20 protein-coding genes are annotated in these 20,902 nt (G+C 67.7%); 13 read left to right on the top strand and 7 right to left on the bottom strand.

Annotation, left to right across the window (positions count from 1 at the left end):
- Positions 1–196 precede the first annotated feature (196 nt).
- A complete protein-coding gene (locus KEC55_RS23140; RefSeq protein ID WP_282511174.1) occupies positions 197–2,059 on the bottom strand; it encodes an ABC transporter ATP-binding protein in 1,863 nt (620 codons plus the stop codon).
- Between the two features lie 490 nt (positions 2,060–2,549).
- Between KEC55_RS23140 and KEC55_RS23135 the strand changes: the two genes are divergently transcribed.
- Positions 2,550–3,431 carry a Dyp-type peroxidase gene (locus tag KEC55_RS23135; RefSeq protein ID WP_282511173.1) on the top strand — a complete coding sequence of 294 codons (882 nt, stop codon included), beginning with the start codon at positions 2,550–2,552 and terminating at the stop codon, positions 3,429–3,431.
- A 107-nt stretch (positions 3,432–3,538) separates the two neighbouring features.
- Here the strand turns inward: KEC55_RS23135 and KEC55_RS23130 are convergent, their stop codons facing one another.
- Together KEC55_RS23130 and KEC55_RS23125 are read right to left on the bottom strand one after the other, a co-directional pair.
- Positions 3,539–3,940, bottom strand: coding sequence for an OsmC family protein (locus tag KEC55_RS23130; protein ID WP_176046060.1), 402 nt, complete (start codon positions 3,938–3,940; stop codon positions 3,539–3,541).
- Between the two features lie 105 nt (positions 3,941–4,045).
- A complete protein-coding gene (locus KEC55_RS23125) occupies positions 4,046–4,969 on the bottom strand; it encodes a LysR family transcriptional regulator (RefSeq protein WP_282511171.1) in 924 nt (307 codons plus the stop codon).
- 486 nt (positions 4,970–5,455) lie between these two features.
- Here KEC55_RS23125 and KEC55_RS23120 point away from each other — a divergent pair, with 486 nt between their 5' ends.
- The 6 genes from KEC55_RS23120 to KEC55_RS23095 all read left to right on the top strand — a co-directional run bounded on the left by KEC55_RS23120 (position 5,456) and on the right by KEC55_RS23095 (position 11,447).
- Positions 5,456–6,520 (top strand): helix-turn-helix domain-containing protein, encoded by a 1,065-nt coding sequence (locus KEC55_RS23120; RefSeq protein WP_282511169.1) that lies wholly within the window; start codon positions 5,456–5,458, stop codon positions 6,518–6,520.
- The gene (locus KEC55_RS23115) at positions 6,469–7,785 is read left to right on the top strand and encodes an Nramp family divalent metal transporter (RefSeq protein ID WP_176046056.1); all 1,317 of its coding nucleotides are present in this window, start codon (positions 6,469–6,471) and stop codon (positions 7,783–7,785) included. Before KEC55_RS23120 ends, KEC55_RS23115 begins: the two co-directional genes overlap by 52 nt.
- 81 nt (positions 7,786–7,866) lie before the next feature.
- On the top strand, positions 7,867–8,457 hold the full coding sequence (locus tag KEC55_RS23110) for a phosphatase PAP2 family protein (RefSeq protein ID WP_282511167.1): 591 nt from the start codon (positions 7,867–7,869) through the stop codon (positions 8,455–8,457).
- A 435-nt stretch (positions 8,458–8,892) separates the two neighbouring features.
- Positions 8,893–9,681, top strand: coding sequence for an SDR family oxidoreductase (locus KEC55_RS23105; protein ID WP_282511166.1), 789 nt, complete (start codon positions 8,893–8,895; stop codon positions 9,679–9,681).
- A 37-nt stretch (positions 9,682–9,718) separates the two neighbouring features.
- Positions 9,719–10,735 (top strand): NADP-dependent oxidoreductase, encoded by a 1,017-nt coding sequence (locus KEC55_RS23100; protein ID WP_282511165.1) that lies wholly within the window; start codon positions 9,719–9,721, stop codon positions 10,733–10,735.
- A 193-nt stretch (positions 10,736–10,928) separates the two neighbouring features.
- Positions 10,929–11,447, top strand: coding sequence for a thioesterase (locus tag KEC55_RS23095; RefSeq protein ID WP_282511163.1), 519 nt, complete (start codon positions 10,929–10,931; stop codon positions 11,445–11,447).
- A 51-nt stretch (positions 11,448–11,498) separates the two neighbouring features.
- Here KEC55_RS23095 and KEC55_RS23090 read toward each other — a convergent pair whose 3' ends face one another.
- From KEC55_RS23090 to KEC55_RS23075, 4 genes are all read right to left on the bottom strand, one after another.
- Positions 11,499–12,551, bottom strand: a complete 1,053-nt coding sequence (locus KEC55_RS23090) for an AI-2E family transporter (RefSeq protein ID WP_176046051.1) — start codon at positions 12,549–12,551, stop codon at positions 11,499–11,501.
- A 236-nt stretch (positions 12,552–12,787) separates the two neighbouring features.
- Entirely contained in the window at positions 12,788–13,372 is a 585-nt protein-coding gene (locus tag KEC55_RS23085; RefSeq protein WP_282511162.1) for a BPSL1445 family SYLF domain-containing lipoprotein, read from the bottom strand.
- 76 nt (positions 13,373–13,448) lie between these two features.
- Complete coding sequence (locus KEC55_RS23080) at positions 13,449–13,835, bottom strand: DUF883 family protein (RefSeq protein ID WP_176046049.1); 387 nt, start codon at positions 13,833–13,835, stop codon at positions 13,449–13,451.
- A 285-nt stretch (positions 13,836–14,120) separates the two neighbouring features.
- Positions 14,121–15,968 carry an ExeM/NucH family extracellular endonuclease gene (locus KEC55_RS23075; protein ID WP_282511161.1) on the bottom strand — a complete coding sequence of 616 codons (1,848 nt, stop codon included), beginning with the start codon at positions 15,966–15,968 and terminating at the stop codon, positions 14,121–14,123.
- 207 nt (positions 15,969–16,175) lie between these two features.
- Between KEC55_RS23075 and KEC55_RS23070 the strand changes: the two genes are divergently transcribed.
- From KEC55_RS23070 to KEC55_RS23045, 6 genes are all read left to right on the top strand, one after another.
- Positions 16,176–16,529, top strand: a complete 354-nt coding sequence (locus tag KEC55_RS23070) for a YciI family protein (protein ID WP_282511160.1) — start codon at positions 16,176–16,178, stop codon at positions 16,527–16,529.
- Positions 16,530–16,654: 125 nt separating this feature from the next.
- Positions 16,655–17,074, top strand: a complete 420-nt coding sequence (locus KEC55_RS23065; protein WP_282511159.1) for a YciI family protein — start codon at positions 16,655–16,657, stop codon at positions 17,072–17,074.
- A gap of 38 nt (positions 17,075–17,112) precedes the next feature.
- Positions 17,113–17,529 carry a VOC family protein gene (locus KEC55_RS23060; protein WP_282511158.1) on the top strand — a complete coding sequence of 139 codons (417 nt, stop codon included), beginning with the start codon at positions 17,113–17,115 and terminating at the stop codon, positions 17,527–17,529.
- Positions 17,526–18,794 carry an RNA polymerase sigma factor gene (locus KEC55_RS23055; RefSeq protein WP_282511157.1) on the top strand — a complete coding sequence of 423 codons (1,269 nt, stop codon included), beginning with the start codon at positions 17,526–17,528 and terminating at the stop codon, positions 18,792–18,794. The genes KEC55_RS23060 and KEC55_RS23055 overlap by 4 nt, the downstream gene beginning before the upstream one ends.
- A gap of 219 nt (positions 18,795–19,013) precedes the next feature.
- Positions 19,014–19,436 (top strand): rubrerythrin family protein, encoded by a 423-nt coding sequence (locus KEC55_RS23050; RefSeq protein ID WP_034185149.1) that lies wholly within the window; start codon positions 19,014–19,016, stop codon positions 19,434–19,436.
- Between the two features lie 118 nt (positions 19,437–19,554).
- Entirely contained in the window at positions 19,555–20,892 is a 1,338-nt protein-coding gene (locus tag KEC55_RS23045) for a heterodisulfide reductase-related iron-sulfur binding cluster (protein WP_282511153.1), read from the top strand.
- Positions 20,893–20,902: the final 10 nt, after the last annotated feature.

Below are 20,902 nucleotides of genomic sequence, written 5' to 3'. Positions count from 1 at the left end.
TGCAAATTTCCTGGTCGACATGATAAGTGATCCCGGAAACGGCGACGCGGCGGCGCGCGGATCGGCGGCGGGCGGCGAACGCGTCGCGTAGACGAAAAAAGGCCGTGCGCCTGGCACGGCCTCGATCCGAATCCGGTCGCCGGCACGGCCCGGCGGTGATGACCTCACCGTCGGGCCGCATCGCGACGCGCCCGCGTCACACCTCGGCCGGCTCGCCGAGCGGCCCGGCGGCGTTGTCCACCATGCGCCGCGGCGAATCGGCGAGCCCCTTCGCGAGCTCCAGCGCCTGCCGCTCGAACAGCCGGCGGTAGATGCCGCCGTCGATGCGGATCAGCGCGTCGTGGTTGCCTTCCTCGATCACCTTGCCGCGATCGAGCACGAGCAGCCGGTCGAGCGCGCGCACGGTCGACAGCCGGTGCGCGACCACGAGCGTCGTGCGGCCGACCATCAGCCGCTCCATCGCCTGCTGGATCAGCAGTTCGCTTTCGCTGTCGAGGCTCGACGTCGCTTCGTCGAGGATCAGGATCGGCGCATCGGCGAGGAACGCACGCGCGATCGCGACGCGCTGGCGCTCCCCACCCGACAGCTTGATCCCGCGTTCGCCGACGAGCGTGTCATAGCCGTCCGGCAGCGCGACGATGAAGTCGTGCGCGCTGGCAAGACGCGCGGCGCGCTCGATGTCGGCGCGGCTCGCGTCGGGGCGCGCATACGCGATGTTCTCGGCAAGCGTGCGGTGGAACAGCACGGGCTCCTGCTGCACGATCGCGATCTGGCTGCGCAGCGAATCCTGCCGCACGCGCGCGATGTCCTGGCCGTCGATCGTGATGCGGCCGTCCGACACGTCGTACAGGCGCTGGATCAGCTTGATGAACGTCGTCTTGCCCGATCCCGAGTGGCCGACGAGGCCCACGCGCTCGCCCGGTGCGATGCGCATCGAGAAGTCGTCGTACAGCGGCACCGGATGGTTGCCGTAGCGGAACGTCACGTGCTCGAAGCGGATCTCGCCTTGACCGATCCGGATGGCCGGCGCATCGGGGCGATCGTCGATGCCGAGCGGCTGGCGTTCGAGCGCGACGAGTTCTTCCATGTCGTTCACCGAGCGCTGCAGGTTGCGGATGTGCATGCCGACGTCGCGCAGGTAGCCCTGCAGCATGAAGAACATCGTCAGCGCGAACGCGATGTCGCCGACGCTCGCCTCGTTGTTCGCCCACAGCCGCAGTGCGACACCGATCATCGCGGCCTGCATCGCGACGAGCATCGCACCCTGCAGCCCGCCGTTGAACGTGCCGCGCACCCACGTGCGGCGTGTGCGCTGCCGCCACTTGCCGATCACGCGCGCGAGCCGCGCTTCCTCGCGCGTTTCCGCGCCGAATGCCTTGACCACGGCATTGCAGCTCACGGCGTCGGCGAGCGCGCCGCCCATGCGCGTATCCCACAGGTTGCCGAGCCGCGCGGCCGGCGCGACGATGCCGAGCGATACCGCGACCGTCACCGAGATGTACAGCAGCGAGCCCGCGCCGACGACGAGCCCCATCACGGGCCAGTGCGTGCCGAGCAGCACGGTGGCGCCGACCAGCATCGTGACCGACGGCAGCAGCGCGATCAGCACGGTGTCGTTCAGCAGGTCGAGCGCCCAGATGCCGCGCGTGATCTTGCGCACGGTCGAGCCCGCGAAGCTGTTCGCGTGCCAGTCGGTCGAGAAGCGCTGCACGCGGTGGAACGACGCGGCGGCGATCTCGCTCATCATCTTCAGCGTGAGCGTGATGATGTTCAGGTACACGCCCTGGCGCAGTACCGTCGCGCCGATGCCGAGCGCGGCGAGCGTGCCGAACGCGACGAGGGCGGAATGCCACGCGGCGGCGCGGTCGGTCAGGCCGGTCGACAGCGCGTCGACGAGGCGGCCGGCGAACAGCGGCGTGAGGACGTCGGCGAGCGCGGCGAGCAGCGCGAAGCCCGCGACCGTGGCGATGCGCGCCGGCTGCTGGCGCCAGTAACGAAGGGTGAAGCCGAAGACGGCCTGGAATGCGTGGCCGCCCAGATGGGAGGTTTTTCTGGTCATTTATCGTTGCCCGGCGCATCGCGCGACGGGACTTTCCGGTTCGGAGAACGTCGAAAACGCAACAGCCGGGCCGCGCGGTAAACGCGGGCGGAGCGCAAAAACGGGCTGTCGGGAAAAGCGCGGCTGACGGGTTAGCGGAAAACTCGGGAGCCGGCGCGGACGGCGGGCTGGATCAGCTGCGCCGTGGGACCACGTTCGAGAAGGTGGCTGGCATTCGGAACATCTGCACCTCCTCTGAAGTGAACGTTGAAAGGACGCCGAAAAGACGTGAAAAGATTCTATCAGCAGTGTACGGCGCGCTGCAACGTCTGACGAATGCGGCGTTGCTGCGTCGATACGGTTAGTATTCAGGGTTTCGGCCCCGCTTTCGCAGGCGTTCCGCGGCGCGGCAACGCAGGGGCCGGCAGGCGCATCGATTACACTTCGGCGTCCAGCGGCGCACGTTGCCGCGGCCCTGCAGATTCACCCCCGATACACTCCTGAGGAAACGATGAGCGACGTTCAGCAAGGCATCCTGGCTCCGATCGACACGGCAGCCCGATACCTCACTTTCACGATTTCGAATGACGGCAATGTGGCAGCGGCACTGGCCGCGCTGCGCGAGATCGTCGACGGACGCGACACGGTCGTCGGTTTCGGACAGTCGCTGGCCGCGCACCTCGGGCGTCCGGTGCCGGGCCTGACCGACTTCCCGGCGTTCTCGGTGAAGGACCGCACGCTGCCGGCCACGCCGGCCGACGTGTGGGTCTGGCTGCGCGCCGACGACCGCGGCGAGATCGTGCTGCGTGCGCGGGCGATCGAACGCGCGCTCGCGCCGGCATTTGCGCTGCAGGATGCCGTCGACGGGTTCCGCTATTCGAACGATCGCGACCTCTCCGGTTATGAAGACGGCACCGAGAATCCGGAAGGCGATGACGCGGTAGCGGCGGCAGTCGTGACGGGGCAGGGCGCGGGGCTCGACGGCGCGAGCTTCGTCGCGGTGCAGCAATGGCTGCACGACTTCGACCAGATGGAGCGCATTGCGTCGGGCGACATGGACAACATCATCGGGCGCCGCCGCTCGGACAACGAGGAGCTCGACGACGCACCCGAGTTCGCGCATGTGAAGCGCACCGCGCAGGAAAGCTTCGAGCCTGAAGCGTTCATGCTGCGCCGTTCGTCGCCGTGGTCGGACGCGCGTCGCGCGGGCCTCTACTTCGTCGCGTTCGGCTGCTCGTTCCGCGCGTTCGACGTGCAGATGCGCCGAATGAGCGGGGCCGACGACGGGATCGTCGACGGCCTGTTCCGCTTCACGCGGCCGCTGACGGGCGCGTATTTCTGGTGCCCGCCGATGAAGGGCGGCAAGCTGGATTTGTCCGCGCTCGGACTGTAAGCGCCACCGGCAGTCATGATGAACGGGCGGGTCGCGCATCATGCGCGGCCCGCCCGTTTTGCATTTCAGGCGGCGACACGCGGCATGCGTGTCGCTCGCCGCGTGCATCAGTTCAACGTCGTTTCGATCCGCGTGCCGCGTTTGATGAACTGCGTGACCGGCGTCTTCTCGCAGATTTCCGCGAGGCGCTGGCGCTGCGCGTCGTCGAGCGGGCCGTCGAGCGTCACGACGCGTCGCACGTACTGCACGCCTTCGCGATCGGCATGTAGCTCGGTGCGCACGGCGATGCGCACGGCCGGCCACGTCTTGCGCTGCATGTACATGCGCAGCGTCGCGGCCGTGCATTGCGCGAGACCGGCCAGCACGAATTCGTACGGCGCCGGCCCGCGACCCTGGCCGCCTTCGCGCGGCGCTTCGTCGCCGGTCAGTGCGTGCGTGCCGGCCTGCAGCTGGACGACGTAATCGGGTGCGTCCGCATCGAGTACGGCAGCGGCTTGGATGAGCGACATGGCAAGTCTCCGGTAAGCGGGAAGTCGAAAGCGGGCGCCGCGTGACGGCGCGCAGCCGTCAGCATACCGTTCCTGTCGCGACGGTGCGCGCAGTGCGCAGCGCGCCTATGCGTCCGCGACGCCGGCGCTGCTGCGCACGAGCGCGGCAATGCGTTCGCGTACCCACTGGTGCGCGCGATCGGTGTCGCGCGATTCGTGCCAGTACGCGAGGAGCGGAAACGGCTTGAGCCGCAACGGCAGCGGCCGCACGATGATCGGCAGCAGCGCGGCCATCCGCAACGCATAGGTGTGCGGCAGCGTGACCAGCAGGTTGCCGGTCGCGGCGATCTGGCACGCGGCGAAATAGTGCTGGCAGGTGAGGCGGATATCGCGGAAGCGTCCGTCGTTGCCGAGCAGCACGTCGAGCGATTGCGGCTCGCCGAGCGACGACACCGCGATATGCTGCGCCGCGAAATAGTCGCCGCGCCGCAGCGGGTCGCACGCGAGCGGATGATCGCGGCGCAGCGCGACGACGAGCGAATCGTCGAGCAGGTGTTCGGTCGCGATGCGCGGGCCCGTCTGCACGCGACGATCGACGACGAGATCGGCATTGCCCGATGCGAGTTCGCGCTCGATGTCGGGCACCGCGATACGGCGGCTCACGAGCCGCAGGCCCGGCGCTTCGTCGGCGAATGCGGCGACGATCCGCGGCAACGCAATGGATTCCAGCACGTCGCGAATGCCGACGGCGATGCTCAGGTCGAGCGTCGCGGGATCGAATGCCGACGGATCGTGCACCGTGCGTTGCAGGCCTTTCAGGTGCAGCTGTACGTCCGCGATGATCGAGCGCGTGCGTTCGGTCGGCACGACACGATTGCCCTGGCGCACGAACAGCGGATCGTCGAAATGCGCACGCAGCCGGTTGAGCGCGTGCGTGACGGCCGGTTGCGTGAGATGCAGCGCGCGGGCGGCCGCGCCGATGCCGCCGTGCACGTAGACGGCGTCGAGCACGCGAAACAGGTTCAGGTCGAGACGATGATCGGCGGGCACGGAGCGCGGCTGGCGTGGTGGACGGTGGATCGATTCTAAAGGATGCGCAGGCAACCGATGCGTCGCATGTCGTGCGTGCCGATCGAGCGCGTTCGATGCGTATCGATGTCGTTCGAGCCGATACGCGGGTGCGGCTTCATCCGATGCGCGGTGCAACACGACGCGTGCATCGCCACGCAAGACGGCCGCAACAATCGCACGTCATCGCATGCGTGATTCTGTGCCGGCATACCGGCAACGCATGACAGCCTGTAGTAATCCGCCATCATGCTGTCCACGTCGGCCATTTCGTGCCAAAGGCGCTACCCGTTCGGCTAAGATGCCGTCGCTTCATATTTCGGGATAGCCGTCCTGTCGCACGCATTCAAACCAAATATAAGCCTGACAGTTCGACGGTATTAGAAGAAGTCGAACAAGTCGGGGGCTTGGCCAGTGAATGCAGCAGATCAGAGGTGGGTCGTTATCTATTTGAGTACGGGGTTTTCGTTGGCCCAGGCCGCGCGTCTTGGCGAGGCCTTCAATCTGGCGAATCGCCTGCATGCGTACAGTGCGGATTACCAGTTGAAGTACGTATCCGAAAGCGGGGGACTGTTGCAGTCGTCGTCCGGCGTGAGAATTGCAGCCGATCCGCTCGGTGACGAGCATGGCCGTCGTGCACTCGCGTTCTTTCATCTTCACGGCGACCGCGCGGCCGTCAACTGGGACGACGCGTTGCAGCGGCGCCTGACCGACATTCGCCGGCATGCGCGCTGGATCGTCGATGCGATGGATTTGCCCGCGCTCGCGGCCACCCGGTGGCCGTCGGCGGCGATCGACGTGCGGCCCGGCCGCGGCGGGCGCCGTACCGCGACGACGGTCGAACTGCAGGCCGGCGAGACCGACGTGTTCGCCGCCGCGCTCGACATGTTTCGCGTCGACCTCGGCGACAGCGCCGCGCAGGAGATCGCCTGCAACTTGATGCGGCCGGTCGAGCAGCGCTATGCGCAGTCGATGTGGGCGTTCCGCGAACTGAGCGCGAGCCCGTCGATCCGGATGTCGGCGCAGCGGCTGCGCGCGCAGAGCGTGAACCGCATCTCGATCGCGAACGCCGCGCAGACCGCCGCGATGAGCGAGCGTAATTTCCTACGGCGCTTCAAGAAGGAGATCGGCGTGACGCCGACCGAGTTCGTCCAGCACGTGCGGCTCGAGCGTGCGTGCCACATGCTGATCCATACGACGCTGCCGGCCGACAAGGTTGCACGGCGTACCGGGTTCGGCAGCGGCGAGCGGCTCGCGAAGCTGTTTCGCCAGCGCCTCCTGATGTCGCCGACCGAATTTCGCGTCGCCGAGCGCGACAGGATCCTGAATCGCGGCGCCGCGTCGCCCGATATGGACGAGGGGCCCGGCGTCGCGTATTGCGCTGGCGGCGGGGCGGGTTGCGACGCGTGCATCGACGCGCACGATAAAACGGGACGGATACCCGTAGAATCGGCTTGTCGCGATCTCGATTCCCGGTTTCCATGCCCTTCCTCCCCACTACCGCCACTGCCCCTTTCTGCCCGTCGGAAGTAAAGGGCAGCATCACGATCGACGCCGGCGCGCCGCGCTGGCAGAAGCTCAAGCGCTTCTTCGGCCCCGGCCTGCTCGTCGCGATCGGTTACATGGATCCCGGCAACTGGGCAACCGACATCCAGGCCGGCTCGCAGTTCGGCTATTCGCTGCTGTGGGTCGTCGCGTTCTCGAGCCTCGCGGCGATCTTCCTGCAGATGCTTGCGGCGCGGCTCGGCCTCGTCGCGGGCAAGGATCTCGCGCAGGCCAGCTACGACCGCTACGGCCGGTTCGGCCGCGTCGTGCAGTGGGTGACCGCCGAAGTGTCGATCATCGCGTGCGACATCGCCGAAGTCCTCGGCTGCGCGCTGGCGTTCAAGCTGCTGCTCGGCGTGCCGCTCGCGTGGGGGATCGTGCTGACCGCGCTCGACACGGTGATCGTGCTCGGCCTGCAGGGCAAGGGCTTCCGGCAGATCGAGGCGATCGTGCTCGGGCTGATCGCGACGATGGCGTTCTGCTTCGTCGCGCAGGTCGCGATCACGCCGCCCGACTGGCATGCGGTGGTCGGCGGGCTGGTGCCGGGCGATCCGGGCCATGACCGCAAGGACGCGATCGTGCTCGCACTCGGCATCGTCGGCGCGACGATCATGCCGCACAACCTGTACCTGCATTCGTCGGTCGTGCAGACGCGGCGTGTCGTCGGCGGTGCGCGCGGCATGATCCGCGACACGCTCGCGCTCGTGCGCATCGATACCTGCGTGTCGCTGTTCGTCGCGATGCTCGTCAACGCGGCGATCCTGGTCGTCGCCGGCGCGGCGTTCCATGCGACCGGCCAGCACAACGTGACCGACATCGAGCAGGCCTACAAACTGATTACGCCGATCGCGGGCGGCGCGGCCGCGCTGCTGTTCGGCATCGCGCTGCTCGCGTCGGGGCAGAGTTCGACGCTGACCGGCACGATCGCCGGCCAGGTGATCATGGACGGCTTCCTGCATACGAAAATCCCGTGCTACCAGCGCCGGCTGATCACGCGCGGGCTCGCGCTCGTGCCGGCGCTGATCGGCGTGCTGTGGCTTGGCGACGGCTCGGTCGGGCAGCTGCTCGTGTGGAGCCAGGTGCTGCTGAGCCTGCAGTTGCCGTTCGCGATGTGGCCGCTGATCCGCTCGGTCAGCGATCGCAACACGATGGGCGAGCACACGATCGGCCGCGGGATGCAGGTCGCCGCGTGGGCGCTGTTCGTCGTCATCAGCGGCACGAACCTGCTGTTGATTACCGGTGTCGCGGGCTGATACAGCCTGACACAGGCTGACACAGGCGCGGGGCGCGCATGCGGTAAACTGCTGCCTTTCCATCGTTGTCCGAAGTCCGTTATGTGGAGTGAAATCAGCAACATCGGCGATGCCGCGCTGACCTTGCCGATCGCGCTGACGTGCGCGGTATGGCTGGCGCTGACCGACTGGCGCCTCGCCGCCCGCTGGGTCGGGCTGCTCGCCGCCGGCATGGGTGTCGTCGGCGCAACGAAGATCCTGTATGCCGGGTGCGGCATCGAGCTGCCGCAATTCGATTTCCGCGTGATCAGCGGCCATACGATGCTGTCGACGTCCGTGTGGACGGTCGCGCTGTCGATGCTGTGGCAGGCGTTCCGGTCCGGCAAGGCGCCCGGCGTGGCGGCCGGGCTGGCCATCGGCGCGATCACGGCCGTCGCACGCGTGTTCGACCACTCGCACACCGTGCCGGAAGTCGTTGTCGGCTGGATGCTCGGCGCGCTGGTCGCGCTGGTGTTCCTGCGCGGCTACGACGGCGCGCGCCAGCGCGCGTTCTCGCCGCGCATCGCGGCAGTCTGCCTGTTGCTCGTGTCGGGCATCGCATACGGGCACCGCGCGCCGTTCCAGCAAATGATCGACATGCATTCACCGCAGCTCTGCGCGTTCGTGCGCGCGCCGTCGGGCGACGGATTCTGACGGTTGGCGGTTCCCCGCCGGCCCTCGTCCGGCGGTTCCCTGATTGCTTGTCCTGAACGCCATGGCGCGTCCCGCGTTGCGCAACGTCACCCTTGCCATTCCCCGAATTGACGAATCGGCCGACCCACCGGATCGGCGGCGCTCGCTTGCGCGTTGGCGCAGGTGCGTGAAAGTCATGAACGATTTCTATGACCGGGCATAACGAATATTCATTTCATCGATTGGCGGCATTCGCGTACGCTGGCTGACGTTCAACCGGGGCCGGCTGCCGGGACGGCCCGGTGCGCGTCGCAGTCATCTCGATATACTCGCGGAAACCGAGCGGCGCGTCGTTACGGCGACGCACGGTCAACCGGCCCGTGTCGGCCGGGATACGCACGGAAACCCCGTCGCGGCGGCGTTCCGCGACGACGATTCACGACAGGAGCCAGTCACATGACAGCCGTTTCATCGCGCCTCGCAGGCAAGTGCGCATACATCACGGGCGCCGCCGGTGGCCTCGGCCGCGCGATTGCGCGCCGGATGGTCGAGCAGGGTGCACGCGTGTTCCTGACCGACATCGCCGAAGCAGCGGTGCTCGACGCGTTCGCGCAGGAACTCAACGCGGGCCACGCCACGCCGGTCGCGTTCGCCGCGACCCAGGACGTGCGCGACGAAGCGCGCTGGCAGGCGCTGCTCGCGCAGGCGGTCGATGCGATGGGCGGGTTGTCGGTGCTCGTCAACAACGCAGGTGTCGGCTCGATCGGCTCGCCCGCGCAGATCGAGCTGGACGAGTGGCGGCGCGTGATGGCGATCAACGTCGAGAGCATCGTGCTCGGCTGCAAGCATGCGTTGTCGTACCTGGCCGAGAGCCATCCCGCATCGATCATCAACATCTCGTCGGTCGCCGCGTTCAAGGTCGAGCCGGATTTCACCGCGTACAACGCGTCGAAGGCGGCGGTCGCGTCGTTGACGAAGTCGGTCGCGATCGACTGCGCGCGCCGCGAGATCGACGTGCGCTGCAATTCGATTCACCCGGCGTTCATCCGCACGGGGATCGTCGAGCCGCTGTTCCAGTCGCTCGGCGAACGCGACGCGACACGCAAGCTCGCACGCGGCATTCCGCTGCGCCGGCTGGGCGAGCCGGACGACGTCGCGCATGCGGCCGTGTATCTCGCATCCGACGAGAGCCGCTTCGTGACGGCCGCCGAACTCGTGATCGACGGCGGCATGTGCGCGGTCTGACGCGCATTCCGAACCACAACGACTGGAGGAGAACACCGTGTCGACACCCATGAACCGCCAACTGCTGCTGAAGACGCGCCCCGAAGGGCGCGTCGGCCGCGAACATTTTTCGCTCGTCGAGACGCCGGTGCCGGTGCTCGCGGATGGCGAGGTGCTCGTGCGCGTGCTGTACCTGTCGATGGACCCGACCAACCGCGTGTGGATGAGCGACGTGCCGCAGTACCTGCCGCCCGTCGCGATCGGCGAGGTGATGCGTGCGCTCGGCATCGGGCGCGTGGTCGCCTCGCGCAATGCCGGTTTTGCGGAAGGCGAGCTCGTGCAGGGGCTCGTCGGCTGGCAGGACTATGCGGTCGTGCCGGCCGACCAGACCGCGCAGCTCGTGAGGCTGCCCGCGCAGTCGGGCCTGCCGCTGCCGACGCTGCTGGGCGCATGCGGGATGAGCGGGCTGACCGCGTACTACGGGCTGACCGACATCGCGCCGGTGCAGCCGGGCGAGACGCTCGTCGTGTCGGCGGCGGCCGGGTCGGTCGGCTCGATCGCCGGGCAGATCGGCAAGATTCACGGTGCGCGCGTGGTCGGCATCGCGGGCGGTGCGGACAAGTGCCGCTACCTGACCGAGACGCTCGGCTTCGACGCGGCCGTCGACTACAAGGCCGACGATTTCCGTCAGCAACTGAAGGCCGCGACGCCGGACGGCGTGCACGTGAACTTCGAGAACGTCGGCGGCGAGGTGATGCGCGCGGTGCTGTCGCGAATGGTGATCGGCGGGCGCGTCGCGCTGTGCGGCGTGATCTCGAACTACAACAGCGGCCGTGCGGCCGACGACGTCGGCGTGCTGATCTCGAAGCGGCTGACGATGCGCGGCTTCCTGATCCTCGATTACCGCAAGAGCCGCGAAGCCGTGCAGACGCTTTCAGGCTGGTTGCGCGACGGCCGGCTCAAGGCCGAGGAAACCGTGGTGGACGGTCTCGAAAACGCACCGGACGTGCTCAATCGCCTGTTCGACGGCGATCATCGCGGCAAGCTCGTGCTGCGCGTCGATCCGGACGCGTGACGGCCGTGCGATGCCGGTCGACGGTTGCCGCGACCGGGTGTCGACGGCGGCGAGTACGATCAGCCGGGCTGCAGTTTAGGACTTGTCCCATATATTGTTCCGGCCGCTCTCCCTAAAGTGATTGCCAGCAGACAGGCGGCGTGACCGACGCGTCACGCCGCCTTTTTTCTGGTCACGCGAAGGGAGAGGGAACATGCGAAACGACGCGAAACGGGCGGCATCGGCAACGGCTGCGGTGCGCGATCGAACGGTGTGGTGTACGGGCGCCGTGCAGCGGATCGCGCTCGGGCTCGGTGTCGTGCTGGCCATGTCGAATGCGATGGCAAACGGGCAGGCCAGGTCGGACGGCATCGTGCATTTCACGGGCGCACTCGTCGCTCTCTACGACGTAACGTTCGATGCGCCGTCGGGCGCGTTCGTCGACGGGCAGGAGATGACGGGCAGCGCGGTGGCGACACTCCGGTTCGATGCGCACGGCCGGCGCTTGCCGGGCGCGCAGGTGACGCTGGCCGCGGCCGATGGCACGCCGTTCAGGCCGGATGCCGTTTCGGGCGTGCGCGCAACGTGGCGCGATGCACACGACGATCGAAGCGTGCCGCTCGTATCGGGCCGTGCGCAGCGCGTCGGCCCGTATGGCGGCGTGATGACGGTGGCGGCAGATGACGAAACGGGCGCCGTAGCGCCCGTCCTAATCAGCATCCGTCATCCTTGACGGACGGTTTCCGCCGGTGTGCAGATCACTGCACGCCGGCCATGCCGCACGTCATTCGCCCTGTTCCGAGCGTGCGTAGATGTCCCAGCTCGCCATGAACAGCGCGGCGACGAGCGGCCCGATCACGAAGCCGGTGATGCCGAACAGCGCCATCCCGCCGAGCGTCGAGATCAGCACGACCCAGTCGGGCATCTTCGTGTCCTTGCCGACGAGGATCGGGCGCAGCAGGTTGTCGACGAGGCCGATCACGCCCACGCAGAACGCGACGAGGATCACGCATTTCCACACCGCGCCGATCATCAGGAGGTAGAGCGCGGCCGGCACCCATACGAGGCTCGCGCCGATCGCGGGCAGCAGCGACAGGAATGCCATCAACGCGCCCCACAGCACGACGCCTTCGATCCCGAGGATCCAGAAGATCAGCCCGCCAAGCGCGCCCTGCACGAGCGCAACCGCGATGTTGCCCTTCACCGTCGCGCGCACGACCGTCGTGAACTTGGCCAGCAGCAGGTTCTTGTGCTCGTCGTCGAGCGGCAGCGCGCGGCGCACGCGGCGGCCTATCTCGCCGCCGTCGCGCAGCAGGAAGAACACCATGTACAGCATCACGCCGAAGCTCACGACGAACTGGAACGTGTTCTGGCCGATGCTGAGTGCCTGGGCTGCGGCGAGCTGGCTGATCTGCGCGGCGCCATCGGTCAGTTTCTTCTGGATGCTCGGGATGTTGGTCAGCCCGTACTTCTGCAGCAGGTGCTGGATCGACGACGGCAGCGCGTGGATGATGTCCTGGAAGTATTGCGAATAGTTCGGCTGCGCGGTCTTGATTTCCTGGTACACGTATGCGATTTCCTGCACGAGCGTCGCCGCGACGAACACGAGCGGGAGGATCACGATCAGGACGATCAGCGACAGCGTCAGGAGCGCGGCCAGGTTGCGCCGCTTGCCGAAGCGTGCGGCGAGCCAGCGCTGCACGGGCTGGAACAGGATCGCGAGTATGGTGCCCCAGAACACGGCGCCGGAGAACGGCGCGAGGATCCAGCAGAGTCCGACGGTGACCGCGGCCAGCAGGAAATAGAAGAATTTTTGGTGATCGTGTCCGCTTTCCATGGATGGCGTTCGCGCAGATTGTTGCTTCGTTTGATTGAATTGCGTTGCCCGGGGCGCGATCGGCTCGCGAACGTCACGGGTTCGCGGCGGAATGCGGCGTGGGGCGGCCCGAACGGGAGTATGCCCGCAAAGGCACCGCCATCATAGCCGCTGCGTGTGACCCCTGCGAAAACGCCGCGGCCGGGGCCGCGGCGCTGCCGGGAAGCGAACGCGGCGCAACGCCGCGTGCTACATCGTCAGATATTGAGCTTCGTGACCTTGGTGCCGTTCACCGACAGGTCGCCCATCAGGCCCGCGTTGGTCAGGACCAGTACCTCGACCGGTGCGGTGGCCGTGGTGGTGTCGACCGCGCCGTTCGCGCCGACCTTCACGACCGCGACCGATGCGTCGGCGCCGGCGGCCCAGCCTTCGGACCTGCGGAACGAGTCGAGCGCATCCTGCGTCATGAACAGGAACACGATCGCCTTCGACTGCGCGCCGGCCTGCAGGCCGACCGACAGCGACGACGTGTTGTAGTAGCCGACGGTGCTGCCGCCGACGCGCAGCGCGCCATTGCCGGACTGGCCGCCGACGATGAAGCCGGCCTGCAGCACGTTCGGGAACACGAGTGTGCCGCGCGATTTCGCGACGAGTTCACGTGAACCCGGCACCGTCGAATAGAGGCGCGACAGCGTGGCGTTCACGCTGGCGTCGATTGACTGGCGCTTCGACGCGCTGGTCGACGCGTTTTCGGGTTTGTCGGGCGTGGTCGTGCAGCCGGCGAGTGCGAGGCTGCCGAGCATCACGGCGGCGGCGGCTTTCATGGCGAGGGATTTCTGCATGGCGATTCTCCTTCGTTGTCTGATTGAGGATGGGCGGTGCGGGCAGCGGGGCGGGCAGCGGTGCGGCTGGCCGCGGTCAACGGCGGGCAAGGAGCAGGCCCGCAACGAACGCGAGACCCGCGACGACGCCGGCGGTTTGCCACGGGTTGTCGTGCACGGCCTGCGACACGCGTTCGGCCGATTCGCGCAGCCGGGCGGCCGCACTGCCCGACGCGTAGTCGAGCGTGCTGCGCGCTTCATCGAGCCTGGATTGCACGCGCTTGCGCAGCGCGGCGATATCGCCGTCGCCATCGTTTTTCAGCAGGTCTTCCAGTTCGTCGACCAGCCCGCGCAGATCGTCGGTCACGTCGGCATGCAGGTCGCGGGCGGCAGAGCGCGTCGTGCGTCCCACGCGCCGGCCGGTGCGACGGATGTCGGCCAGACCGCGGTCCAGCTTGTGTTCGATCGAGTCGGTGAGCGCCATGATGTTTATCCTCCTTCGATTCAAGGCCAATTTGAAGATAAGACGAATCCCAGCAACTAATGTGATTCACTTGACCCGATTGAGTTTCGAGACAATTTTTCAATTCGTCGGCGGGATCGCCGGGAAGCCCCGCCGTACGGGGCGTCGCGAAGATTGCAAAAAATTCTCAATCGGGCAAAACGCGTGCAGCGGACAGCGATACGAAGCGAATGTCCGGTAAATATGGCGCCGCCCGGGGTGTCAGGTAAATAGTGCCGTTGCAGGCGATGGGCTGATGCAAATGCACTAATCGACGGTGTACTGACGAGCAGGGTTTGTGCCCGCGACCGGCATCCGGGCGCGGTTGCCCAGCGCGAGGTCGACGACGACGGGATCGTGGTCCGACGACCGATAGGCGTCGGGTGCGTAATAGGACGATCGATGCGCGGCCGTTTTGTAATCGGGCACGGGTTGCAGTGCAAACGGTTCATCGGCGTTGATGTGCCAGATGTGCGCGGCTTTGACGCGCGCGGCGAGTGCCGGCGTCGCGAGCGCATGATCGAGGCTGCCGGCCTCGCCGCGAAATACGTAGCTGTACGCAGCATCGCCGGCGAAGCGGGCCACGAGGTTCGCGTAGCCGCGCGCTTCGAGCACACGAACGGGATCTTCCTTCGCGTAGCTGTTCAGGTCGCCGATCAGCAGCACGCTGTCGGCGGTGGCGCCCGTCGGCGACATGGCGAGCCAGTCGGCGATGCGCACGGCTGCCTGCGTGCGCGCCGCATTCCAGCAGCCCTGGCCGTCCGACTGGTCGCGATCGGCGCCGCTCGCGTTCGGGCAGTTCTTCGACTTCAGGTGATTGACCGCGACCGTGAACGCACGTGTGCCGCCGACGCGCCGGAATGTCTGTGCGAGCGGCGGCCGATGCCGGCCACCGAGCGCGATGGTGGCGGCACGCCCGACCGGTTCGACCGTGCGGCTGTCGTACAGCAGCGCAACCGCGATGGCATCGCGGCCGCGCCGCGCGGTACCGGGGTCGACCGCGCGCCAGCCGTCGCCGAGTTGTGTGGCGAGACGCCGCACGGCGCTTGCGTCGCCATGGCCGTTGTTCGAGATTTCCATCAGCCCGATCACGTCGGCGCGCAGCGCGTGCAACGCCGCGATGATCTTCGCCTCCTGCCGCGCGAACGCGGCAGGCGTTTTTGCGCCGCGATTGGCCGCTGCATTGAATCCGCCGCCGTGGCCGTCGCCATTGAAATAGTTGAACACGTTGAACGACACGATGCGCACGTCGGCGTCGGGATGCCGGGCCGGTGCATCGGTGCGCGGGTTCGTCGTGGCGTCGAACATCGGCGCGGCGCCGGCGGCCGGTTGCAGCCGCCACGCGCCGTAGCGCAGTTCGAGTACACCTTCGACACCGCGCACCGTGTAGCCCGAGCGAAGCGTGTTGGCGGCGCTCAGCGCGGGTGGCGGATAGCGCACGGTCGCGCGATCGCGGCGGTTCGAGCCATCGTCGAGGACGATGCGGTTGCGCGCGTTGACCGCTGCGAGCGCAGCGGCTTCGGCGGGCGGGACGACCTGGGTCGGGATGCGCAGCCGGCCGTTGCTGAGCACGACGCTGCCGTAGCGGCCGAGTTCGTGCGTGTCGCTGACCGTCAGCGTTTGCGGCAAGCGCACCAGCATGCCTTCATGCGCGGCCAGCACGGCCGGCGTGGCGACCGGCAGCGTGAGCGTGGCGGGCGTGACCCTTTGCCCGCGTGCACAGACGGCGATGCCGCCCGTCAGTGTGAACTGCGTGCGACCGTATCGATCGTCGACCCTGCCGGTGAGATGTACGAGATCGCCTGCGTTCGCGCGCGCGTTCGGCGCGTACACGAACAGGGCTTCCGGGACGCCCGGCTTGCGCTTGCGCTGCGCATCGGCCTGCTGGACGAAGAAGCCGCCGAGGCCGTCGGGCCCGCCGAACGCGGCGGTGACGACGGCCTCGATCGACGTCGTGCGTCCGGCCACCGGCGACGGGCCGTCGGCCCGACGGAGATCGGCGATCGCCGAGGTCGCGCCGCCGCAGCCGGCGCTGACCGGCAGCCCGGCCATGGCGGGGCGGACGGAGAGGGCGAGCGACAGTGCAACGGCAAGCAGCGGCAGCAGGCGTGACATGGGACGATCCACAGGAAGAAAATCCGACAGTTCGGGACTGCATCCTGAAGGCAAAATGTCAGGAAGTGGCCGAATTGGCCGTCAGGCCAGTGCCGATCGGCTAACGATGTCGGCAGGCCGCATCGCGGCTGCTACGCTTTTGCATCGGGTGTCGCTTGCCGATTGCACAGCGAACGTTGCCGCGCCCCGTTCCCACAGGAGAAGTCCATGTCTTACATGCTGTTGATTGTCGAACCGACCGAACAGCGCGCCGAGCGCACGCTCGACGAAGGTCAGGCGCTGTACGCGCGGATGGTCGATTTCGCGGAGACGCTGAAGGCGCGTGGCGTGCTGCGCGGCGTCGAGTCGCTGGAGCGCTCCGAGCGCGGCACGCGCGTGCAGGTGCGCGACGGCGAGACGCGCCTGGTCGACGGCCCGTTCGCGGAGGCAAAGGAAATGGTCGGCGGCTTCTTCCTCGTCGACGTCGACACACGCGAAGAGGCGATCGAGATCGCACGCCAGTGCCCGGCGGCGCAATGGTGCACGGTCGAGGTTCGCGCGGTCGGTCCGTGCTTCCTGTAATTTTCGCGACTCGGTATTTACCCTGATGTGTCGCGACGCATGTCGATCCGGCCGTCGTTCGCGCGTCGTCCGGATAAGGCCCCGATGAACGGGCGCCTCCTTCCATCGATGACAAGGAGTGAACGATGCGATTCATGATCATGATCCGGGCGAACGCCGTCAGCGAATCCGACGCGTTGCCGGACAACCGGCTGGTCGAGGCCATGACCGTCTATCACGAGGAACTGGCCAAGGCCGGCGTGCTGCTCGACGCGAACGGGCTGCGGCCGAGCGCGCGCGGCTGGCGTGTGCGCTACACGGACGGTAAGGGCTCGGTGGTCGACGGCCCGTTCGCCGAAACGAAGGAGCTGATCGCCGGCTATACGCTGATCCAGGTGCGTTCGCGCGACGAGGCGCTCGAATGGACGCGCCGGTTTCCCGCGCCGTTCGGCGCCGAGATGGATTGCGAGATCGAGGTGCGGCCGCTGTTCGAACTCGACGATCTCACGCCGAGCGATGCGGTCGAGCGGTTCCGCGAGCTCGACGTCGGCCGCAAGGGCGTCTGAGCGTCCACCTGAATCCAACTTCACCGGGAGCACCCGTCATGCACAAGATGGTCTTCATCAACCTGCCCGTGGCCGACCTGCCGCGCTCGAAGGCGTTCTACCAGGCGCTTGGTTACGAGGTCGTGCCGGAATACACCAACGACATGGCCGCCTGCATCAAGATCAGCGACACGATCTTCGCGATGCTGCTCGTGCGGCCGTTTTTCCAGACCTTTACCGGCAAGGCGATCATCGATCCGGCGACGCAGGTGCAGGTGCTGTCGTGCCTGTCGTGCGAAACCCGCGCCGAGGTCGACGCGATCGTCGCGAAGGCGCTCGCGGCCGGCGGTTCCGCGCCGCAGCCGCCGCGCGAGTACCCGAACATGTACGGCCACGGGTTCGACGATCCGGACGGGCACGCATGGGAGCTGATGGCCATGCCGCTGGACGCGTCCGGCCAGGGGCAGGCGTCGTGACGCTTGAGGCGACGCATCGTGCGATCGAAGCGGTCTGGCGAATCGAGGCGCCGAAGATCATCGCGCGCGCCGCGCGCGTGGTGCGCGACGTCGGCGTGGCCGAGGAGCTGGCGCAGGACACGCTCGTCGCGGCGCTCGAGCACTGGCCCGTCGACGGCGTGCCCGACAACCCGGCCGCCTGGCTGATGACGGCCGTGAAGCGTCGTGCGCTCGATCGCGTGCGGCAGGAGTCGCTGCACGCGGCGAAGCGCGACCAGCTCGGGCACGAGATGGACGCGCTCGAAGCGCACGTCGTCCCCGACATCGCGGAGGCGCTCGCCGACGCGAGCGACGACGACATCGGCGACGACCTGCTGCGGCTGATCTTCACGTCGTGCCACCCGGTGCTGTCGACCGATGCGCGCGTCGCGCTGACGCTGCGGCTGCTCGGCGGGCTGACGACGGGCGAGATCGCGCGCGCGTTCCTGACGCCCGAGCCGACGATCGCGCAGCGGATCGTGCGCGCAAAGCGCACGCTCTCGGCCGCGCACGTGCCGTTCGAGGTGCCGGCTGCGGATGCGCGGCCCGCGCGGCTCGCGTCGGTGCTCGAAGTCATCTACCTCGTGTTCAACGAAGGCCATGCGGCGACCGCCGGCGACGACTGGACGCGCCCGGCGCTGTGCGACGAGGCGCTGCGGCTCGGCCGCGTGCTGGCCGGGCTCGCGCCGGACGAAAGCGAAGTGCTCGGACTCGTCGCGCTGATGGAACTGCAGGCATCGCGCATGCATGCGCGCACCGATGCGCAGGGCCGTCCCGTGCTGCTGCTCGACCAGGATCGCAGCCGCTGGGATCCGTTGCTGATCCGGCGCGGCCTCGCGGCGCTGGAGCGGGCGACGAAGCTCGGCGGCGTGCGCGGGCCGTATGCGCTGCAGGCCGCGCTGGCCGCCTGCCATGCGCGTGCGCGGCACGCGTCGGATACCGACTGGGCGCAGATCGTCGCGCTGTACGACGCGCTCGCCGAGGTTGCGCCGTCGCCCGTCGTCGAGCTGAATCGCGCGGTAGCCGTGGGGATGGCGTTCGGGCCGGCCGCGGCGCTCGAACTCGTCGATGCGCTGCGCGACCATCCCGCACTGGCGCGCTATCACTGGCTGCCGAGCGTGCGCGGCGACCTGCTCGCGAAGCTCGGCCGCGCCGACGAGGCCAAGCTCGAGTTCCGCCGCGCGGCGGAACTGACGCGCAACGAGCGCGAACGCGAATTGCTGCTGAAGCGCGCGACCGATGCGTGACGCATGATGCACGCGTGGGCGTGCCGTCATTGCTGCCTCCGGCACCACCCGCGTCCGGACCGACACTATCGCGCGCATTGAAAAAGCCTATTGGGGGATGCGAACGCGAGCGCCTAGATTGAAGAGCACGATGCGCGCGCCCCGGCACACGCATCGTTCCCCACATACTTCATCGGCCCGGCTTCGCATGCGGCCGCGCCGACTCGAACGGAGGCGCAAATGGCTCACCTCAAGGGCAGCAAGACCGAAGAGAACCTGAAGGCCGCATTCGCGGGTGAATCGCAGGCGAACCGGCGCTATCTGTATTTCGCTTCGAAGGCTGACGTCGAAGGGCAGAACGACCTCGCCGCGCTGTTCCGCTCGACCGCCGAAGGCGAAACCGGCCATGCGCACGGCCATCTCGAATACCTGGAAGCCGTCGGCGATCCGGCCACGGGCTTGCCATTCGGTTCGTCGCGGCTGAATCTCGAATCGGCGATCGCCGGCGAGACGCACGAATACACCGACATGTATCCGGGCATGGCGAAGACCGCGCGCGACGAAGGCTTCGACGAAATCGCGAACTGGTTCGAAACGCTCGCGAAGGCCGAACGCAGCCACGCAAACCGCTATACGAAGGCGCTGGACAGTCTCGTCGACTGACGGGCCGCCGCAGGCCGCACGGCATCGCCGTGCGACCGGCACGCGGCCGGCTGTTCGTTCATCGCCGCTCGCCGTGCGCGGGCGGCGCGCGCGCATGCGCGCCACGCTGGAGCGCCCCATGCCCCACAAGGAAGGCAGTCTCGAAGCCCCGACCCGGCATCCGCTCGACTGGCAGTCCGATGCGTTCTACGACCAGGCCGCGATCGACGCTGAAATGACGCGTGTGTTCGACATCTGTGCCGGGTGCCGGCGCTGCGTGTCGCTGTGCGGCGCGTTTCCGGCGCTGTTCGACCTGGTCGACGACACGCCGATGGGCGACATCGAGGAGGTGCCGAAGGAAGCGTTCGGCAAGGTCGTCGACCAGTGCTATCTGTGCGACCTCTGCTACATGACGAAATGCCCGTACGTGCCGCCGCACGCATGGAACGTCGACTTCCCGCACCTGATGCTGCGCGGCAAGGCCGCGCGCTACCAGCGCGGCGAAGTGGCGTTACGCGACAAGGTGCTGTCGAATACCGATGCGCTCGGCCATTTCGCGGGCATTCCGATCGTCACGCAGGCCGTCAACGCGGTGAACCGCACGCCGCCCGCGCGCCACGCGCTCGAAGCGGCGCTCGGCGTCGATCGCAACGCATGGCTGCCGGAGTTCGCGCCGCGCAAGTTCCGGCGCACCGCGAAGCGCTCCGGCAACCCGCCCGTGCGCGACGGCGAACGCACGCCCGGCAAGGTCGCGATCTACGCGACGTGCTACGTGAATTTCAACGAACCCGGTATCGGCCACGACCTGCTCGCGATCCTCGCGCACAACGACATCCCGTACGAACTCGTCACGCGCGAAGCCTGCTGCGGGATGCCGCTGCTCGAGCAGGGCAACCTCGCCGGCGTCGCCGCGAAGAAGGCCGTGAACATGCCCGTGCTCGAACGCTACGCGCGCGAAGGCTACGCGCTGATCGGCGCGATTCCGAGCTGCGTGCTGATGTACAAGAGCGAGCTGCCGCTGATGTTCCCCGGCGACGAGGTGGTGCGTGCGGTGGCCGACGCATTCTGGGATCCGTTCGAATACGTGATCGCGCGGCATCGCGACGGGCTGCTGAAGACCGATTTCAAGACCGGCCTCGGTACCGTGTCGTATCACGTGCCGTGCCATGCGCGTGTGCAAAACATCGGCCGCAAGACGGCCGACGTGCTGTCGCTCGTGCCCGATACGCGTGTGAACGTCGTCGAGCGTTGCTCGGGCCATGCGGGCACGTTCGGCGTGAAAAAGGAATTCCATGCGGACGCGATGCGGATCGGCGCACCCGTATTCAAGGCGATGGCCGAGCCGCAACCGGATGTCGTGTCGTCCGACTGCGCGCTGGCCGGCCATCACATCGTGCAGGGCATCGACGAGAAGGGGCTGCCGTCCGCGCCGCTCGCGCACCCGCTCACGCTGCTGCGCCGCGCATACGGAATCTGATCCGACGCCT

This window comes from Burkholderia cepacia (genome assembly GCF_029962485.1).
Lineage (GTDB): Bacteria > Pseudomonadota > Gammaproteobacteria > Burkholderiales > Burkholderiaceae > Burkholderia.
This window is presented reverse-complemented; position numbering and strand designations above follow the sequence as displayed.

Excerpts from the sequence above, each read along its gene's own strand:
- KEC55_RS23140 (WP_282511174.1), bottom strand. The coding sequence starts at position 2,059 with ATGACCAGAAAAACCTCCCATCTGGGCGGCCACGCATTCCAGGCCGTC.
- KEC55_RS23135 (WP_282511173.1), top strand. The coding sequence starts at position 2,550 with ATGAGCGACGTTCAGCAAGGCATCCTGGCTCCGATCGACACGGCAGCC.
- KEC55_RS23130 (WP_176046060.1), bottom strand. The coding sequence starts at position 3,940 with ATGTCGCTCATCCAAGCCGCTGCCGTACTCGATGCGGACGCACCCGAT.
- KEC55_RS23115 (WP_176046056.1), top strand. The coding sequence starts at position 6,469 with ATGCCCTTCCTCCCCACTACCGCCACTGCCCCTTTCTGCCCGTCGGAA.
- KEC55_RS23110 (WP_282511167.1), top strand. The coding sequence starts at position 7,867 with ATGTGGAGTGAAATCAGCAACATCGGCGATGCCGCGCTGACCTTGCCG.
- KEC55_RS23105 (WP_282511166.1), top strand. The coding sequence starts at position 8,893 with ATGACAGCCGTTTCATCGCGCCTCGCAGGCAAGTGCGCATACATCACG.
- KEC55_RS23095 (WP_282511163.1), top strand. The coding sequence starts at position 10,929 with ATGCGAAACGACGCGAAACGGGCGGCATCGGCAACGGCTGCGGTGCGC.
- KEC55_RS23090 (WP_176046051.1), bottom strand. The coding sequence starts at position 12,551 with ATGGAAAGCGGACACGATCACCAAAAATTCTTCTATTTCCTGCTGGCC.
- KEC55_RS23085 (WP_282511162.1), bottom strand. The coding sequence starts at position 13,372 with ATGCAGAAATCCCTCGCCATGAAAGCCGCCGCCGCCGTGATGCTCGGC.
- KEC55_RS23080 (WP_176046049.1), bottom strand. The coding sequence starts at position 13,835 with ATGGCGCTCACCGACTCGATCGAACACAAGCTGGACCGCGGTCTGGCC.
- KEC55_RS23075 (WP_282511161.1), bottom strand. The coding sequence starts at position 15,968 with ATGTCACGCCTGCTGCCGCTGCTTGCCGTTGCACTGTCGCTCGCCCTC.
- KEC55_RS23070 (WP_282511160.1), top strand. The coding sequence starts at position 16,176 with ATGTCTTACATGCTGTTGATTGTCGAACCGACCGAACAGCGCGCCGAG.
- KEC55_RS23065 (WP_282511159.1), top strand. The coding sequence starts at position 16,655 with ATGCGATTCATGATCATGATCCGGGCGAACGCCGTCAGCGAATCCGAC.
- KEC55_RS23060 (WP_282511158.1), top strand. The coding sequence starts at position 17,113 with ATGCACAAGATGGTCTTCATCAACCTGCCCGTGGCCGACCTGCCGCGC.
- KEC55_RS23050 (WP_034185149.1), top strand. The coding sequence starts at position 19,014 with ATGGCTCACCTCAAGGGCAGCAAGACCGAAGAGAACCTGAAGGCCGCA.
- KEC55_RS23045 (WP_282511153.1), top strand. The coding sequence starts at position 19,555 with ATGCCCCACAAGGAAGGCAGTCTCGAAGCCCCGACCCGGCATCCGCTC.